General features: G+C 71.5%; 9 protein-coding genes (1 of these 9 cut by a window edge). 3 read left to right on the top strand and 6 right to left on the bottom strand.

Annotation, left to right across the window (positions count from 1 at the left end; translation table 11 throughout):
* Positions 1-115: 115 nt before the first annotated feature.
* Complete coding sequence (locus tag ACFYTQ_RS12180; protein ID WP_387359713.1) at positions 116-895, bottom strand: GntR family transcriptional regulator; 780 nt, start codon at positions 893-895, stop codon at positions 116-118.
* Between the two features lie 97 nt (positions 896-992).
* Here ACFYTQ_RS12180 and ACFYTQ_RS12175 point away from each other — a divergent pair, with 97 nt between their 5' ends.
* Positions 993-1472 (top strand): NUDIX hydrolase, encoded by a 480-nt coding sequence (locus ACFYTQ_RS12175; RefSeq protein WP_387359711.1) that lies wholly within the window; start codon positions 993-995, stop codon positions 1470-1472.
* Here ACFYTQ_RS12175 and ACFYTQ_RS12170 read toward each other — a convergent pair.
* Positions 1437-1757, bottom strand: a complete 321-nt coding sequence (locus tag ACFYTQ_RS12170; protein WP_387359709.1) for a hypothetical protein — start codon at positions 1755-1757, stop codon at positions 1437-1439. The genes ACFYTQ_RS12175 and ACFYTQ_RS12170 overlap by 36 nt on opposite strands.
* A 390-nt stretch (positions 1758-2147) precedes the next feature.
* Here ACFYTQ_RS12170 and ACFYTQ_RS12165 point away from each other — a divergent pair, with 390 nt between their 5' ends.
* Positions 2148-4250 carry a prolyl oligopeptidase family protein gene (locus ACFYTQ_RS12165; RefSeq protein ID WP_387359707.1) on the top strand — a complete coding sequence of 701 codons (2103 nt, stop codon included), beginning with the start codon at positions 2148-2150 and terminating at the stop codon, positions 4248-4250.
* Here ACFYTQ_RS12165 and ACFYTQ_RS12160 read toward each other — a convergent pair whose 3' ends face one another.
* On the bottom strand, positions 4251-4691 hold the full coding sequence (locus ACFYTQ_RS12160; RefSeq protein WP_387359705.1) for an SRPBCC family protein: 441 nt from the start codon (positions 4689-4691) through the stop codon (positions 4251-4253).
* A 190-nt stretch (positions 4692-4881) separates the two neighbouring features.
* Here ACFYTQ_RS12160 and ACFYTQ_RS12155 point away from each other — a divergent pair, with 190 nt between their 5' ends.
* The gene (locus ACFYTQ_RS12155; protein WP_387359703.1) at positions 4882-6246 is read left to right on the top strand and encodes a TetR/AcrR family transcriptional regulator; all 1365 of its coding nucleotides are present in this window, start codon (positions 4882-4884) and stop codon (positions 6244-6246) included.
* Between the two features lie 13 nt (positions 6247-6259).
* Here the strand turns inward: ACFYTQ_RS12155 and ACFYTQ_RS12150 are convergent, their stop codons facing one another.
* The 3 genes in view from ACFYTQ_RS12150 to ACFYTQ_RS12140 are tightly spaced (at most 52 nt apart) and all read right to left on the bottom strand, a layout consistent with a single transcriptional unit that may run on beyond the window.
* Positions 6260-6970 (bottom strand): NUDIX domain-containing protein, encoded by a 711-nt coding sequence (locus ACFYTQ_RS12150; protein ID WP_387359701.1) that lies wholly within the window; start codon positions 6968-6970, stop codon positions 6260-6262.
* A gap of 52 nt (positions 6971-7022) precedes the next feature.
* The gene (locus tag ACFYTQ_RS12145) at positions 7023-7229 is read right to left on the bottom strand and encodes an MbtH family NRPS accessory protein (protein ID WP_387359699.1); all 207 of its coding nucleotides are present in this window, start codon (positions 7227-7229) and stop codon (positions 7023-7025) included.
* Positions 7222-17209 carry the end of a non-ribosomal peptide synthase/polyketide synthase gene (locus ACFYTQ_RS12140; RefSeq protein ID WP_387359697.1) on the bottom strand. 15002 nt of this gene lie beyond the right edge of the window, so the window shows 9988 of its 24990 coding nt (coding positions 15003-24990); the start codon falls outside the window, past its right edge; its stop codon occupies positions 7222-7224. The genes ACFYTQ_RS12145 and ACFYTQ_RS12140 overlap by 8 nt, the downstream gene beginning before the upstream one ends.

Below are 17209 nucleotides of genomic sequence, written 5' to 3'. Positions count from 1 at the left end.
CCCCTCCTTCGTCCAGGTAGGCGCAGCACTGTTGCTCAGAACCACTCCTCTAGACAAGTAGAAGACCGATGGTAGCCGACTCCTCTAGACAAGTACAGGACTTCGCTGGTGCTGCTCAGCGAGCGGGGAAGTCGTATTCGAGGAGATACGCCCTGGCGACTTTGACCGTGTCGCACACCTCGACGGCGACGTCATCCGTATCGAAAGCCGTTCGCACGACGGTGATTACCGGCTCTCTATCGCCAATCTCCAACTGCGCGCGTTCATCCGGCGTCGGCATGCGGGCTCCGACTTCCTCGGTGAACCGCGCCAGTGTGTGGCCCATCTCCTCGAGACGCGCGTAGATCCCGCCGGGCCCGGTGTCGGGCTCCTCAATCCGCGTTCCGGCTGCCAAGCTGCTCGGAACGTAGGAGGTCGCCAATTCCACCGGCACGCCATCGGCCAGATACCGACGCGTGCGCACCACCACCTCGGCAGCGGGCTCGACACGCAGCCGCTCAGCCACATCACGACCGGCAACCGCGCGGGTGATCCGGATCCGGTCCACCCCCGGCGCAAACCCGACCTTCTCCGCCTCCGCCGAGAACGCGGCCTTGCCATCGGCCCGATGCTTGCGGGCGAACCGATCCGACGCCAGCCGCCGAATCGGCGGAGCGGATCGGGTGAACACGCCGCGGCCCTGCTGCGCGTGGACCAACCCCTCGGCTTTGAGTTCTTGCAGCGCCTGCCGCACCGTCATCCGCGCCACACCGAAATAGGCGATCAGCTCCGTTTCCGAGGGCAACCGCTCACCGGGAGCGATTTCACCGGTGGTGATCGCTGCCCGGAACTGGTCGGCGATCTGGCGGTACGGCGCGCGCGGATCGGAACGATCGACCGACCCGAACCGCAGCATCACATCCTCCGCTCAGCGCCCAAACTTACCTAGACAACTAGCTTAGGCTGAACCGGCACAACTGCCGAGCAACGCAACAACGCGAGGGAAGGGCCGAATGGTCGACCTACCAAAGCACTCCGTCAGCGTCTCCGGCATCGTCGTCGATGCCGACAACCGGGTGCTCGTGATCCGGCGTGCCGACAACGGCCACTGGGAAGCCCCCGGCGGCGTGCTCGAACTGGACGAAGCGTTCGAGGAGGGCGTCCGCCGCGAAGTCGCCGAGGAAACCGGCTTGACCGTCCGGGTCGACCGGCTCACCGGCATCTACAAGAACCTGGCCGCAGGCATCGTCGCCCTCGTCTTTCGCTGCACCTCCGAGGCCGGAGCGTCGCACCCAACCGACGAAGCCCGCGAAGTCCGCTGGATGACCGCGGATGAAGTTCGCGACGCGATGGTGCCCGCCTTCGCCATCCGCGTACTGGACGCCCTCGACGGCGGCGAACCGAAGCTGCGCACCCATGACGGTACGAACTTGTCGAGCAGCTCCCAACCGACCCCATCAACGGGTTCCAGCCGGAACCAGAAAACCCGCTGATGTTCCCCCGGTTTGACGGAGTCGGTTTGCATGACGCTCGGTCACGATGTCGTCGAAGGAGACTTGTTCGTGCCCAGGCGTTATCCCGAGGAGTTCCGCCGCAAGGTGTGTAACCGAATTCGGGATCGTCGCGGTGACGTCGAACAACGCGTTGGCCCGATACGCCCCGGCGAGTTCGCCTGCGGTGACCGGATCGGCCAGCCACCGGTAGTAGGGCTGGCGAGCGAGCTGCAGCACCCGGCACGTCACCGCCACGGGAATTCCTTCGGCGACAAGCTCTTTCACGAGCGGGTAGAGCCATTTCCTGCGCCTGCGACAGATACGCCGCGGCGCGCTTGGGCACTGCGACATCCTCTCAGGCTCACCGCTTGGCAAGCCATCTCGGTTGTCACCTACCTCTGCAGCAGCCCCAGCCATGGTCGGGTCCTCGGATCGATCTCCACGTCGAGATCCATCGCGATCTAGCCGTCGTCCACGTTTCTCTCCGATCCTCGGTGCGGTGCGCCGCGCCCGATGTCGAACGGCCAAGTATGAGCCATCGGTTCCGGCAGCGGCACCCGTATCCGCCGTCACTCCCGCTGGTGGGGATCAGTCTGCGGGCTGAGCGCGTCGTCGCCCGCGCGGCCGCCCGCGCCGGTACCGTGAGGCGGCGGGGGACGATTCGGGGAGGTTGGTATGGGTGGTCGGTGGTTCGGGGCTGTCGGGGTCGCGGTGGTCGCGATCGTGCTTGTGGCGTGTGGGGATTCCGCGTCGGCGGCGACCGATGCGAATCAGTGGCTGGAGGACAACGACAGCGCGCGGGTGCAGGAGTGGGTGCGGGCGGAGAATGACAAGACCTTCGGGGTGTTGCAACAGGATCCGCGGTGGGGCGGGAATCTGGCCGCGGCCAAGGAGATCGGGAATTCGCCGGATCGGCTGCCCACACCGACCGTGATCCATGGTGAGATCTACAACTTCTGGCAGGATCCCGACCATACGCGCGGCGTCTGGCGCAAGACCTCGGTCGCCGACTACCAAGCGGCGCAACCGCATTGGTCCACCGTGCTGGATGTGGACGCGCTCGCCGCCGGGGAGGGGCGGAACTGGGTGTGGCAGGGCGTGGACTGCGCGCCCGCCCGGCAGACCCGGTGCCTGGTGATCCTGTCGGAGGGTGGGGAGGATGCGGTCACGGCCCGCGAATTCGACACCGAGACCGGGCAATTCGTCGCGGACGGCTTCGTGCTGCCGCGTGGCAAGCAGGAGGTGTCGTGGCTGGACGAGAACACCCTGTTGGTGGGGCGGGAGTGGCAGCCGGGTGAGCTGACCAGTTCCGGTTACGCGTACGTGGTCAAGCGGTGGGAGCGCGGGCGTCCGCTGGACGCCGCCGTTGAGGTCGGGCGCGGTGCCCGGGAGGATGTGAGCACCCGGCCGCTCGTGCTGACCGACGGCACGAATCGCACGGTGGCCCTGCTCGACCGCAGTTCGTCGTTCTTCGACCACGAGTACCGGCTGCTCGCCGACGGCTCCCCGGCGCTCGCGCTGCCCGCCAAGGCCGAAATGCGCGGCATGGTCGCCGGGCGGATACTGGTCGCGCTGCAACAGGATTGGGCCGTGGACGGCACGAACTTTCCCGCCGGAACGCTGGTCGCGCTCGACGCCGACGCGCTCATCCGCGACCCCGCCCACCCGCATCCGTCGGCGGTGTACACCCCGGGCCCGGCCGACGCGCTCGAGGATGTGATGACCACCCGCGACCAGGTGGTGGTCCTGTCGCTGCACGATGTGCGCGGCCGGGCCACCGTCTACCACCCGGGGGCGGACGGGTCGTGGGCGGCGACGCCGCTGGCCCTGCCGGACAACGCGACCATCTCGGCCACGGCGGCCGACGATCACAGCGGGCTGGCCTATCTGACCGTCACCTCCTTTCTCGAACCACCCACGCTGTGGCGGCTCGACACCGTGACGAACGCCTCCGCGCCCGTGAAAAGCGTTCCGCCGCAATTTGATTCGACGGGCCTGGTGGTCGAACAGTTGAAGGCCACCTCCACCGACGGCACCCAGGTCCCTTATTTCGTCGTACATCGGGCCGATATGCCCTACGACGGCTCCAATCCCACGATCCTCAACGCCTACGGCGGTTTCGGAGCCACCATGACCCCGCACTACGGGGCGGAGACGGGGCGGCTGTGGCTGTCGCGGGGTGGGGTGTTCGCGCTGGCGAACATTCGCGGCGGCGGCGAATTCGGGCCCGCGTGGCACGATGCGGCGCTGACCACCAACCGGCAGCGGGCCTTCGACGACTTCGCGGCGGTGAGTCGCGATCTCGCCGACCGGAAGATCACCTCGGCCCGCCGCCTCGGCATCACCGGGGCCTCCAACGGCGGACTGCTCATGGGTGTGTCCATGACCCAGCATCCGGAGCTGTTCAACGCCGTCGACATCGGCGTCCCGCTGCTGGACATGCTGCGCTACGAGCACATCGCCGCGGGCGCGTCCTGGGTCGGCGAGTACGGCAGCGTCGACGATCCGGCGCAGCGGGCCTTCCTCGAACGGATCTCGCCGTATCAGCAGTTGCGGCCGGAAGTGACCTATCCCGAACCGTTCCTGTGGACCACCAGCAAGGACGATCGGGTCGGCCCGCAGCACGCCCGCAAGTTCGCGGCGAAGCTCGCCGAGCAGGGCCACCCCTACCTGTTCTACGAGGGCTCCGAGGGCGGGCACGGCACCGGCGCGAACATCGATGAGTCCGCGACCACGACCGCGCTGCGGTTCACCTATTTCATGCGACGGCTGATGTAGTCAGCGGCGGAGCTCGAGGTCGGCGCGCGCGAGCACGCCGCGCAGGCCGACCGACATGATCGGCGCTAGCGCCAGCGTCCACTGTCCGGCGAAAAGCGGTGCGGCGACCTCGAATTGGGAATGCCAGTGCACCCGCGTGCCCGAACCCGCTTCGGCGAAGGCGACTAGACCGTCCTGATACCGCAGCGGCGGAACGGACTTCAGTATCCGGTATTGGAAAAGGCGCGGCGGATCGTATTCGACGATCCGCACGGTGACGCGCACGAGCGGGGTGACGATCAGCCGGACCGCGCCCACGCCGTGCTCGGCGACATCGCCCGGACGCACCAGCGTGACGCGCCGAATCAGGTGTACCCGTTGGTAATTCGTGGCGTCGGACAACCATTCGAACACGTCGGCGATGGGCGCCTGGATGGTGCGTTCCAGGTCCAACGTGCGCATGGGTACTCCGTTCGGGCGACCGGGGGTGGGATGAGAGAGTTGGGACTGGGGGAGCCTACGGCCCGCGCCGCCGGGCGAACCAGTACAACGGGACGAACCGATGCCGTTTCGATACCGGATAGTGCGGTTTCGCCGAAACCGTCGGTAACACTGATCAGTCACAAAACCGCTGCTCGCTACGATAGCGACCATGAATGTCGAGGAACGCCGCCGTGCCCGTGCGGACGGCGCCGCCGTTCCCCAGCCCGAGCGCGCCCGCCGGAACCCGGCGCGACGTGCCGTAACCGAGAGACAGGCCATCACCTTGAGCCGAGGACAGCGCGGGGCCGCGCAGCCGACCGAGCAGCCCGCCGGCGATCCGCCGGAGCGGGTCATCCGTCGACGCCCGAAGAATCGCCGTGCACAAATCGCCGCGACCTCCGCGGCCGCCTTCGGTTCGCTCGGCTACCACGGGGTGAGCATGGAGGACATCGCCACCCGCCTGGGCATCTCCTCCGCGGCACTCTACCGGCACTACCCGAGCAAATACGCGTTGTTCCGGGAGGAACTGCTGCGGCTGAGCGGTGCCACGGTGGCCGCGGTGACGCTGCCCGAGGAGGCCGCGGAGTGGTCCGCGGAGCGGCGGCTGGGGCACGTGATCGACGCCGTCATCGCGGAGACGATCGCCAACCGCCCCACGGTGGCGCTGGTGCGCTGGGAGCGGCGCTATCTCGACGACACCGACCGCGAGACGCTGGACGGCGAATTCACCAGGGCGGTCGCGGTGGTGCGCGACCTCATCGGGGAACTGCGCCCGGAGCTGTCGCGGCGCGAGCGCGGCGTGCGCTCGGTGGCGATCTTCAGCGTGATCAGCAGCATCGGCGATCACCACGCCACGCTGCCGGTGAAACCGCTGGCGGCGGTGCTGAATTCGGCCGCGTGGACGATCGTGCGCGCGGATCTGCCCGCGCCGGAACCGGTTTCGGACACCCATCGGGCGGCGGAGATACCGCAGTCGTTCAAACACGAACTGCTGCTGAAGAAGGCGGTGGAGCTGTTCCACGAGCGCGGGTACCCGAACGTCAGCGTCGAGGACATCGCGACGGCGGCCGATCTGTCGGCGGCGTCGGCGGTCTACCGGTACTACCGCAGCAAGAGCGATCTGCTGGCCGCCGCGTTCCGCCGTGCGGCGGACCGGGTTTCGGGCGCGATCGGCCCGGCGACGGCGTCGTCGAACAGTCCGGCGGAGGCGTTGGCGAAGCTGATCGACCTCTATGTGGCGGGCTCGTTCGCCGAGCGGGAGCTCACCTTCGTCTACTACGCCGAATTCGGGCACGTACCCGCCGAGGAGCGCACGGTGCTGCGCAATATCCAGCGGCTGATCGTGGCCGAATGGGTGAAACTGCTGGTCCAGGTGCGGCCCGAACTGTCCGAGGGGCAGGCCCGCATTCTGGTGCAGGCGGCGTTCGCCCTGGTGGTCGATCTGGGCCGCGCGTTCCACGACGATCGGATCTGCCCGCAGGACAAGGTGATCCGGCTGCTGGAGGTCACGCTGTTCGGCGGTCCGCGGCCGTAGCGAGGGGTCGGGGTCAATTGGGTCGTAGCATCGGCGGGTGCAGCACGCGCGCCGGGCCCGCCCGGTAGAGCTGCGCCGGGCGGCCGCCGTCGCGGGCGGTGGTGCGGCCGGTGGCCTCCACGAAACCCGGTGTGCTGGTGACCTTTCGGTGGAAGTTGCGCGGATCGATGCTCGTGCCCCACATCACCTCGTACACCCGCCGCAGATCGGCCACGGTGAACTCGCGCCCGCAGAACGCGGTGGCGAGCGGCGTGTATTCGAGTTTGGCGCGGGCCCGCTCGACGCCGTCGGTGAGGATGCGGTGGTGGTCGAAGGCCAGCCGGTTGCGGTCGGCGAGCATCTGATCCACCGACCAGATGGCGGCCGCGGCGGCCTCGGGTCCGGCGGTCGGGGCGGGCAGATTCGGCACCAGCGCGAGGTAGGCGATGCTGATCATGCGCCCGCGCGGATCGCGACCCGGTTCGCCGTAGGTGGCGAGCTGTTCCAGATGCAGGCGGTCGCCACGAATCCCGGTCTCCTCGCGCAGGACCCGCACGGCCGCCGCGGACAGGCTCTCGTCGGTCTGGACCAGTCCGCCGGGCAGTCCCCAGCGCCCGCGATTGGGCGCGAAAAGGCGTTGGACCAGCAGGGCGCACAGCGTGTCGTTGGGGATCTGACGTGCGCCGAGGGTGAGCACGACCAGTTCCACCGCGACCGCCGCATTGAGGCGAAAAGCATTGCCCATGAATCGGAGTGTAATCGTCAAAATGACGATAAAGCGGGGGCGAGCGCTCGATTCAGGTGGGCTCGGGGCGGCTGGCGGCGAGCAGCGCGGCCAGTCGCAGGGCGGTCCAGTGGGTTTCGGCGTAGTCGAGGCAGTCCGAGCGCGGGGCCGGGCCGTGCGCGACGGTCCAACCGCCGGGAACGGCCGCGAAGGCGGGCCATACCGTGGGGCGGCCGTCGGCGTCGATCAGCACGTAGCAGGGCGGGTCGTCGTCATCCATCGATGGACTCCCAGTGCGCGGACAGGACGCGGCCGACGCGTTCCAGGGCGGCGCCGGAGGTCATCCGCCAGTGGGTCGCCGGGGTGGCGTGGTTGTGGACGGTGCCGGATACGGCGTCGAGCCATTCGCCCGCGCCCGTGGCGCCGGTCGGATCGTCGTGTGCGGCGGTGAAATACAGCACGTTGCCCTTGAACGGGCGGGGCCGGTAGCGGGCGATCAGCGTCAGCGAGCGCAGGCCGTCGGCGAGTACCCGCTCGAGACGGTCGACGCCGAAGGAGGCGAACGGTTCGGGCAGGGCCGCGAGGCGGGCGGTGAGCCCGGCCGGGTCGAGGACCGCGTCGGTGTCCGCGGCGGCGTCGCCGAGCAGTCCCCCGGCCAGATCGGCGAGCGGGACGGCGGCGGTCGCGTCCGGGTCGACGCGCAGCGCGCTGTCCATGACCGCCAGCAGCGCCACCCGCTGCCCCTCGTCCTGGAGTTGGACGGCGATGGCGTGGGCGAGGACGCCGCCCAGCGACCAGCCGAGCAGATGGTAGGGACCCTCGGGTTGGACGGCCCGGATCTCGCGGACGTAGCGGCGGGCCCACGCCTCGATCGAATCCGGCGGCGGCGCGGCCGCGTTCAGCGCCGGTGATTGCAGACCGTAGATCGGGCGGTCCTCGACGTGGGCGGCCAGGCCCGCGAAGGACCACGCCACGCCGCCCGCCGGGTGGATACAGAACAGCGGTGCGCGGCTTCCGGTGGTGCGCAGCGGCAGCAGCACGTCGAAGGCGGCGTCGGCGTCGACACGGGCCCGGCCCGCTCGGCGGGCCTCGAGCTGGGCGGCCAGCCCGGCCGGGGTCGGCGCGAGGAACACCCACAGCGGCGGAACCTGTTCGGCCAGTGCGGCGCTCAGCCGCACGCTCAGCCGGGTGGCGAGCAGCGAGTTGCCGCCGTGTTCGAAGAAGTTGTCGTCCATGCTGATTCGCGCCACGCCGAGCACGTCGGCGACGGTGGCGCGGACAAGTTCCTCGAGTTCCGTTGCGGCTGCGCGGTTTTCGGTGGCGACCGGGCGCGGTGCCGGGAGGGCGGCGCGGTCGATCTTGCCGTTGGCGGTGCGGGGCAGCGCGTCGAGCCGGATCAGGTGCCGGGGCACCATGTAACCGGGCAGGGTGGCGGCCAGCGCGGTCCGCAGGCCGTCGGGTTCGATCCGATCGGTGGCGGTGTACCAGCCGACGAGTTGATCCGTGTGCGCGGCCACGACCGCCTCGGCGACCACGGGATGCGCGCGCAGGGCGTGTTCGATCTCGGCGAGTTCGATGCGGTAGCCGCGCACCTTCACCTGGAAGTCGCGGCGGTCGACGTAGCGCAGGTCGCCGTCGGCGGTCCAGCGGACCATATCGCCGGTGCGGTAGAGCCGTCCGCCGATCTCACCGGCGGCGCTCTTGTGCTCGCCAGCGGCGCTTTCCTGGTCGCCAGCGGCGCTCTCCTGAACCCCGAAGGGGTCGGCCACGAACCGTTCGGCGGTGGCGGCGGACCGGCCGAGGTAGCCGCGGGCCAGTTGCGGCCCACCGAGATACAGTTCGCCGATCACCCCGGCCGGGACCGGATGCAGGCGGTCGTCGAGCACGTACACCCGGACCCCGGTCTGCGGGGTGCCGATGGGGACGGTCGGATACGGGGTGGCCGCGGTGACGCGGTGGCGGGTCACCGAGACGGCCGCCTCGGTGGGGCCGTAGAGGTTGTCCAGCCGCGCGTCGGTCAGAGCGCGCACCCGGTCGGCGGTGGCGGCGGGCAGCGCCTCGCCGATCACCAGGACGCGGCGCAGGCTCTCCGGCAGCCGCTCCCCCGCGACCTCCGCGAGCATGGCGAGCAGCGACGGCACCAGGGTGAGGGTGGTGACCCCGGCCCGATCCACAAGGCTCAGCAGACCTCGCGGATCCCGTTGCGCGCCAGCGGGTGCGGCCACCACGCGCGCGCCGGTGCGCGGGGCCCACCAGTACTCCCAGATCGACAGGTCGAACGCCGCCGAGGTCGCCAGCAGCACGGCGTCGTCGGCGTCGAGCGCGTATTCGTCCTGCATCCAGGTCAATTCGTGGGTGACGGCGGCATGGGGGACGGCCACGCCCTTCGGGGTGCCGGTCGAACCGGAGGTGAAGATGACGTAGGCGGTGTGGTCCGGGCGCAGCGGCGCGCGCCGATCCGCGTCCGTCAGCGGACCCGGATCGGCACCGCCCGGGACGGACGAGATATCCAGTGTCGCAGGGTGTTCCGCGGGCAGCGGCATGGGATGCGCCGCGGCGGTCAACACCAGTGCGGGCCGGGCGGCCGCGAGTACCGCGGCGGTGCGGTCGGCCGGATGGTCCGGGTCGAGCGGCACGTACGCGCCGCCCGCCGACACCACCGCGTACATGGCCACCAACAGGTCGGCGCTGCGCGGAATCGCCAGCGCCACACGCGTTTCCGGGGCAACGCCGAATTCGACGAGGACGCGGGCGAGCCGGTGCACGCGGGCCGCGAACTCCGCGTAGGTGAGCGCGGTCGCGCCGTCCTCGACCACGATCGCCCCCGGGGTCCGCGCGGCCTGCGCCTCGAAGGCGGCGGGCAGCGTCTGCGGCGGCGCAACCGGTGCGGGCGGATTCCAGACCGTCAGCAACCGCTCGGCCTCGGCGGCGTCGAGGATCGGCAGATCGCCCACGAGCACAGCGGGATTCGCGCGGACCGCGGCGAGCAGGCGGTGCAGCCGCCCGGCGAATCCGGCGACGGTGGATTCGTCGAACAGGGCGGTGGCGTAGGTGAAGGAGGCGGCCAGACCCGCCGGGGTCCCGTCCTCGCCATACCGATCGGTGACCACCAGATGCAGATCGACCTGGGACACCTCGGAGTCGAAATCGGCCGCGGTCGCGGTGAGTCCGGCGAGCGTGAAATCGACCGCGGTCTGGTTGTGGAAGGAGTAGCCGACCTGGAACAGCGGGTGCCGGGCGGTGGAGCGTTCCGGGTTGAGCACCTCGACGAGCCGCTCGAAGGGAACGTCGGCGTGTTCGAAGGCGGCCACGTCGGCGCGGCGCACCCGGTCGAGCAGGGCGGTGAAATCGGCGGCGGGATCGACCGGGGTGCGCAGCACCAGGGTGTTGACGAACATGCCGACCACATCGTCGAGTTGGGCGTCCCCGCGCCCGGCGACCGGGGTGCCGACCGCGATGTCGGTGCCGCCGGACAGCCGCGCCAACAGCACCGCGAAGGCCGCCTGCACCACCATGAACAGCGTGACCCCGTGCGCCCGCGCCAGCTCGGTCAGTCCCGCGTGCAGTTCGGCGTCGACGGTGAAGTCGAGATGCTTTCCGCGCGTGGACAATACGACGGGGCGCGGTCGATCCGCGGGCAGCTCGAGCTGGGTGGGCAGATCCGCCAATTCGGTTCGCCAGAAGGCGATCTGGCGGGCGACGAGGGAATCGGGGTCCTCCTCGGCGCCGAGGATCTCGCGCTGCCAGACACTGTAGTCGCGGTACTGCACCGGCAGCGGCGCCCAGTCCGGCGCGCGGCCGTGCAGGCGGGCCGTGTAGGCGGTCATCACGTCGCGGGCCAGCGGAGCCAGCGAGGACCCGTCGGCGGCGATGTGGTGGATCACCACCACCAGCACGTGTTCGTGCGCGGCGTCGGCGGCGACGGGCGCGAACAGCCTGGCGCGCAACGGAACTCCGGCCGTCACGTCGAAACCCTCGGCGACGAGATCGGCGACGGCCACCGGCAGATCGGCGGCGGGGATCTCGACGGCGGTGAGGGTGGGCGTGCCCGCGGCGGCGGGCGGCAGCACGACCTGCACCGGTCCGTCGTCGGTCATCGGGTAGGTGGTGCGCAGCACCTCGTGCCGGGCGACGACATCGCCCAGGGCGGCGTCGAGCGCGGCCACGTCGAGGTCGCCGACCAGCCGCACGGCCAGCGGGATGTGATAGGCGTCGGAGTGGCGATCGATCCGATTGAGCAGCCACATGCGCTGCTGCGCCAGCGACAGCGGCACCGGTCCGGGGTGCGTCCGCCGGGTCAGGGGCGGGCGCGCCGCGGTGGCGTCCGCGCCCACGGCCGCCGCCAGGGCCGCCACCGTGGGGTGTTCGAAGATCACGCGCACACCGACCGCGACGCCGAGACGGGCCGTGAGCCGGGCCGCCACCCGGGTCGCGGTGAGCGAGTTCCCGCCGAGGGCGAAGAAGTCGTCGGCCGCCCCAACGCGATCGGGTGCGCGGCCGAGCACCTCGGCGACGACATCGGCCACGACGCGTTCGGGTCCCGGTGCGGGCGCGCGGAATTCGGCGGCGCGGAACACCGGTTCCGGCAATGCCCTCCGGTCCACCTTGCCCACGGGGGTCAGCGGTACGGCGTCGAGCACGGTGATCGCGGCGGGCACCATGTAGGCGGCCAGCGAGCGGGCGGCGAACGCGGTGAGTTCGTCGGTGTCGATCGTCTTCCCCTCGGCGGGAACGACATACGACACCAGGGCGGTCGCGCCCGCGGCATCGGCGTGGCCGACGGTCACCGCGAAGCCGACGGCGTCGTGCGCGGTGAGGACCGCGTCGATCTCGCCGAGTTCGATGCGCAGGCCGCGCACCTTCACCTGATCGTCGCCGCGGCCCGCGTATTCGAGGACCGGACCGTCCGGGCGCGGCGCCCAGCGGGCCAGATCGCCGGTCCGGTACAGCCGGGAGTCGGGGCCGCCGAAGGGATCGGCGACGAAGCGCGCCGCGGTCAGTCCGGGCCGGGCGTGATAGCCGCGCGCCACGCCGGGGCCGCGCAGATACAGTTCGCCGGTCACCCCGTCGGGCACCGGCCGCAGCCGGTCGTCGAGGATCACCGCGGACATGCCGGGAATGGGTGCGCCCATGTCGAAGTCGCCGCCGGGGGTCAGCGCGGCGCTGATCGTGGTGATGATCGTGGTCTCGGTGGGTCCGTAGGTGTTGTGGAAGCGGCGGCCGGGTGCCCAGCGCTCGACCAGGTCCGGGCCGTAGGACTCGCCGCCGACGGTGAGGCGGCGCAGTTCGGGCACGGCGGCGGGGTCGAGGGTGCGCAGCACGGCCGGGGTGAGGAAGGCGTGGGTGACCCGCCGATCGCGCAGCAGCGCGGTGAGTTCGTCGCCGCCGTAGCCGCCGGGCGGGGCGACCACGAGGGTGGCGCCCGCCGCCAGCGCGAGCAGCAGTTCCAGCATGGCGGCGTCGAAACTCGGTGAGGCCACGTGCAATACGCGCGAGTCGGCGGTCACCGCGTAGCGGTCCCGTTGGGCCGCGGCGACGCCCGCGATTCCGGCGTGGGTGGCGACGACGCCCTTCGGGACGCCGGTGGAGCCGGAGGTGTACACCATCCAGGCAGGATTGCGCAGGCGCACAACGGGTTTCGGGTCCGGTCCCGCGACGTCGCCCACGGTCTCGTCCAGGATGATCCAGTCGATGTCGCCGGGGAGCGCGGCGCGGCAGTGCGGGACCGTGATGCCCAGCGGCGCACCGGAATCGGTGAGCATGTGCGCGATCCGGTCGCGCGGATAGGTCGGGTCGACGGGGACGAACGCGGCCCCGGCCTTGGCGACGGCCCACACGGCGAGCAGCGATTCGGCCGAGCGGGGCACGGCCACCGCGACGAAGTCCTCCGGGCCGACGCCGCGCGCGGCCAGCAGCCGGGCCAGCGCCGCGGAGCGCTCGTCCAGCTCACGGTAGGTGAGTTCGCGGTCGCCGTCGACGACGGCCACGCCCAGCGGATTCCGCGCGACGGCGGCGGCCATGAGTTCGGCCAGCGTGCGCGGCGGAACCGGGGCCGGGCCCCGGCGACCCAGGACGCGGGCGCGTTCGACGGGGGCGAGGATGTCGATCCCGGCCACGGCGGCGTCCGGATCGGCGGTGACCGCGCCGAGGACGCGGCCGAAGCGGCGCAGCAGGGCCGCGGCGGTGGCGGCGTCGTAAAGGTCGGTGGCGTAGGCCAATTCGACCGTCAGATGGCCGTCGCCGTCCGGTTCGCCGCCGACGGTGAACTGGAGGTCGAACCGTGCCACCGGTTCGTCGAAGGGCACCGGTTCCAGCACCAGGCCCGGGACGGCGTGGGCGTGCGCGAGCGGATGCGCGCCGGATCCGGCCGATTCCAGATAGCTCAGCGCGACGGTGAACAGCGGATGCCGGGCCGGATCGGGCGCGACGCCGAGCGCCTCGACCACGCGATCGAAGGGCACCTCGGCGTGGGCGAGCGCGGCCACGTCCTCGTCGCGCACCCGGTCCAGCAGCGCCGCGAACGACTCTGCGCCGTCGACCCGGCCGCGCAGCACGACCGTGTTGACGAACATGCCGACCAGCTCGTCCAGGGCGGCCGCGCCGCGCCCGGCGACGGGAGTGCCGATGACGATGTCGCCGGAGCCGGTTAGCCGGGCCAGCAGGACGGCCAGCGCGGCGTGCAGCACCATGAACGGGGTGGCCCGGTGGGTGCGCGCGAGGTCGTGGATCCGCGCGCCGAGGTCGCCGCCGACGCGGCCGCGCACGACCGCGCCGCGTTTGCTCGCGACGGGCGGGCGGGGGCGGTCGGCGGGCGGCGCGACGTCCTCGGGCAGGTCGCGCAGGCGCTCGCGCCAGAAGGCGAGTTGCGTCTCGGCGAGGGTGTCGAGCACGCGATGCCGCCACAGGGTGTAGTCGGCGTACTGCACGGGCGGCGGCGACCAGGCCGGGGCGGCGCCCGTGCGGCGCGCCAGGTAGGCCGAGATCAGGTCGCGCAGCAGCGGATTCATCGAGTAGCCGTCGGCGGCGATGTGATGCAGCACCGCGACGAGGACGTGGCTGGTCTCCGATTCGCGCAGCAGCACCGCGCGGACGGGCACCGCCGCGGCCACGTCGAATCCGTCGGCGAGGAATTCGGCGATCCGGTCCTCCACGGATGCGACGGTCTCGAGCTCGAGGGTGAGGCCGGTGTCGCCGGGGGCGAGGATCACCTGCCGGGGTGTGCCGTCGGCGTCCGCCGGATAGATCGTGCGCAGCGGCTCGTGCCTGGCCACCACGTCCAGGAACGCGGAACCCAGTGCGGCGTGGTCGATTTCGCCGAGGACGCGGACGGCGACGGGGATGTTGTGCGCCGGGGAGGTGGGGTCGAGGCGATTGGCCACCCACATGCCGTGCTGCGCCGGTGCCAGCGGAATGCGTTGCGGCCGTGGGCCACTCGTCAACGGCGGCAGGGTTTCGGTGGCGTCGGCGGCGATCGCAGCGGCCAGCGCGTGCACCACGGGCGTCTCGAACAGCCGTCGTACGGGGATGCGGCGGCCCAGCCGCTCCCCCAGCCGGGCGAGCACCCGGGTGGCGATGAGGGAGTTGCCGCCCAGATCGAAGAAGTCGTCGTCGGCCCCGACCGGTTCGACGCCGAGCACCTCGGCGTAGACCTCGGCCACCGCGATCTCGGCGGGCGTGTCCGGCGCGCGGTAGGCGGTCCGGTCGAGCACCGGATCGGGCAGCGCCGCGCGGTCGAGCTTGCCGGAGGCGTTGAGCGGGAAGGCGTCCAGCACCACGTAGGCGGCGGGGATCATGTAGGACGGCAGCAGCCGCGCGGCAGTGGTCCGCACCTCGGCGAGGTCGACGCCGGTGCCGGTGAGGTAGCCGACGAGCCGGTCGCCGGTGGCGGTGGCGACGACCCGGGCGGCGGCCTGGGTGACGCCGGGCGCGGCGCCGAGCGCGGCCTCGATCTCACCGAGTTCGATGCGCTGGCCGCGCAGTTTCACCTGGAAGTCGGTGCGGCCCAGATAGATCAGTTCGGGCCGGTCGCCGTCGTGGCCCCAGCGCACGACGTCGCCGGTCCGGTACATGCGCTCCCCGGGCGCGCCGAAGGGATTCGCCACGAAGCGGTCCGCGGTGAGATCGGGTCGGCCGTGGTAGCCGCGGGCCAGTTGCGCGCCCGCCAGATACAGTTCGCCCGGCACCCCGGGCAGCGTGGGCCGCAGCCGCGAATCCAGCACGTAGACCCGGCTGTTCCACTCCGGCCGCCCGATCGGCGCGACGGGCCGCGCGGTGTCGCCGGTGACGTCGCGGTAGGTGATGCTGACCGCGGCCTCGGTGGGCCCGTACAGGTTGTGCAGGCGGGCGGGTGTCAGGGCGGCGAAGGCGCGCACGGTCTCGGCGGGAAGGGCCTCGCCGATCACGAAGACCCGCCGCAGCGATCCGAGCGCGGCGGGGTCCGCCACGGCGGCGAAGGCGCTGAGCATGGACGGCACGAAATCGGTGGTGGTGACGCGGTGCCGGGCGATGAGCTCGGCCAGGTAGGCGGGGTCGCGGTGGCCGTCGGGGGTGGCGAGGACCAGCGTCGCCCCGACGCGCAGCGGCAGGAACCAGCCCCACAGCGACACGTCGAAGGTGGTGGCGGTCTTCTGGAGGTAGACGTCGTCCTCGGTCAGCCCGTAGTGCGCCTGCATCCAGGTCATCTGGTTGACGATGGCCGCGTGGGACACGCTGACGCCCTTGGGTTTTCCGGTCGAACCGGAGGTGAAGATCACGTAGGCCGGATGCGCGGGCCGCAGCGGCGCGCGCCGGTCGGCGTCGGTGATCGGGGCGTCGGAGCGGTCCGACAGGTCGAGCCGATCGAGATACAGCGGATCGGCGACGCCCGCGGGCGCGGCGGCGGTGGTAGTGAGCACGCGCAGCGGGCGGGCGACGCCGAGGATGTGGGCGATGCGCGCGGCGGGGTGGTCGGGGTCGATCGGCACGTACGCCCCGCCCGCGGCGAGGACGGCGTAGAGGGCGACGACCAGGTCGATCGAGCGCGGCAGGGCCAGGGCCACCAGCGTTTCCGGGCCGACCCCGAGGTCGATGAGGTGCCGGGCGAGCCGGTGGGCGCGGCGCTCGAGTTGTCCGTAGGTGAGCAGCGTGTCCGCGTAGCGCACGGCGACGCGGTCGGGGGTGGCGGCGGCCTGGGCCTCGAATTCGTCGAGCAGGGTTTCGGGGGCGAACGCGAGGTGCGCGGAGTCGTTCCAGTCGACCACGACGCGGTGACGTTCGCCGGTGTCGAACAGGTCGATGTCGCCGACGACGCGGTCCGGGTCGGCGACGGCGGCGCGCAGTGTCCGCACGAGCCGGACCGCCAGCAGGGCCACGGTGGGTTCGTCGAACAGGTCGGTGGCGTAGGTGCAGCGCAGCGTCCGATCGTCCACGGTCACCTGGAGGTCGAATCGGGTTGTCTCCCGGTCGAATTCGGCCTCGGTCACGGTGAGGCCGGGCAGTTCGATCGCCACGGGGGTGAGGTTCTGGAAGAACAGCGCCACCTGGAACAGCGGATGGTGGGCCTGGGAGCGCGGCGGGTCCAGGGCCTCGACGAGCCGTTCGAAGGGGAGGTCGGCGTGGGCGAAGGCGTCCAGATCGGTGGTGCGGACGGCGTCGAGCAGGGCGGCGAAGGTCCCGGTCTCGGCGACGGGGGTGCGCAGCACGAGGGTGTTGACGAACATGCCGACCAGATCGTCGAGTTCGGGGCGGCCGCGCCCGGCGATCGGCGTGCCGATCGCGATGTCGGCGCTGCCCGACAGCCGGGCCAGCAGCGCGGCGAGGGCCGCGTGCAGGACCATGAACGGGGTGACCGCGAACGAGGCCGCGAGCGCGTCGATTCCGGCGCGCAGGCCGGGTTCGAGCGGGACGGTGACCGCCGCGGCGGCGTGGCTCGCCACGGCCGGGCGGGGACGGTCGGTGGGCAGATCCAGATGAGCGGGCAAGCCGCGCAACGCCTCTCGCCAGTAGGCCAGCTGCCGCGCCGCGGGAGTGCCGGAATCGGTTTCCTCGCCGAGGGTTTCGCGCCGCCAGTGCGCGTAGTCGGCGTAGCGGACGGGCAGGGCGGGCCAGTGCGGCGCGGCGCCGGTGCGGCGGGCGGCGTAGGCGGCGGCGAGGTCGCGGGCGAGCGGGCCGAGGGAGAAGCCGTCCGCGGCGATGTGGTGCACCGCCAGGGCCAGCAGGTGCTCGTCGGCGCGCACGGTGACGAGGCCGATCCGCAGCGGCACCGCGGCGGTGACGTCGAAG

This window comes from Nocardia sp. NPDC004068 (assembly GCF_042874315.1).
Lineage (GTDB): Bacteria > Actinomycetota > Actinomycetes > Mycobacteriales > Mycobacteriaceae > Nocardia.
The sequence above is the reverse complement of the archived record's forward strand: the minus strand, read 5'-3'. Positions and strand labels throughout refer to the sequence as shown.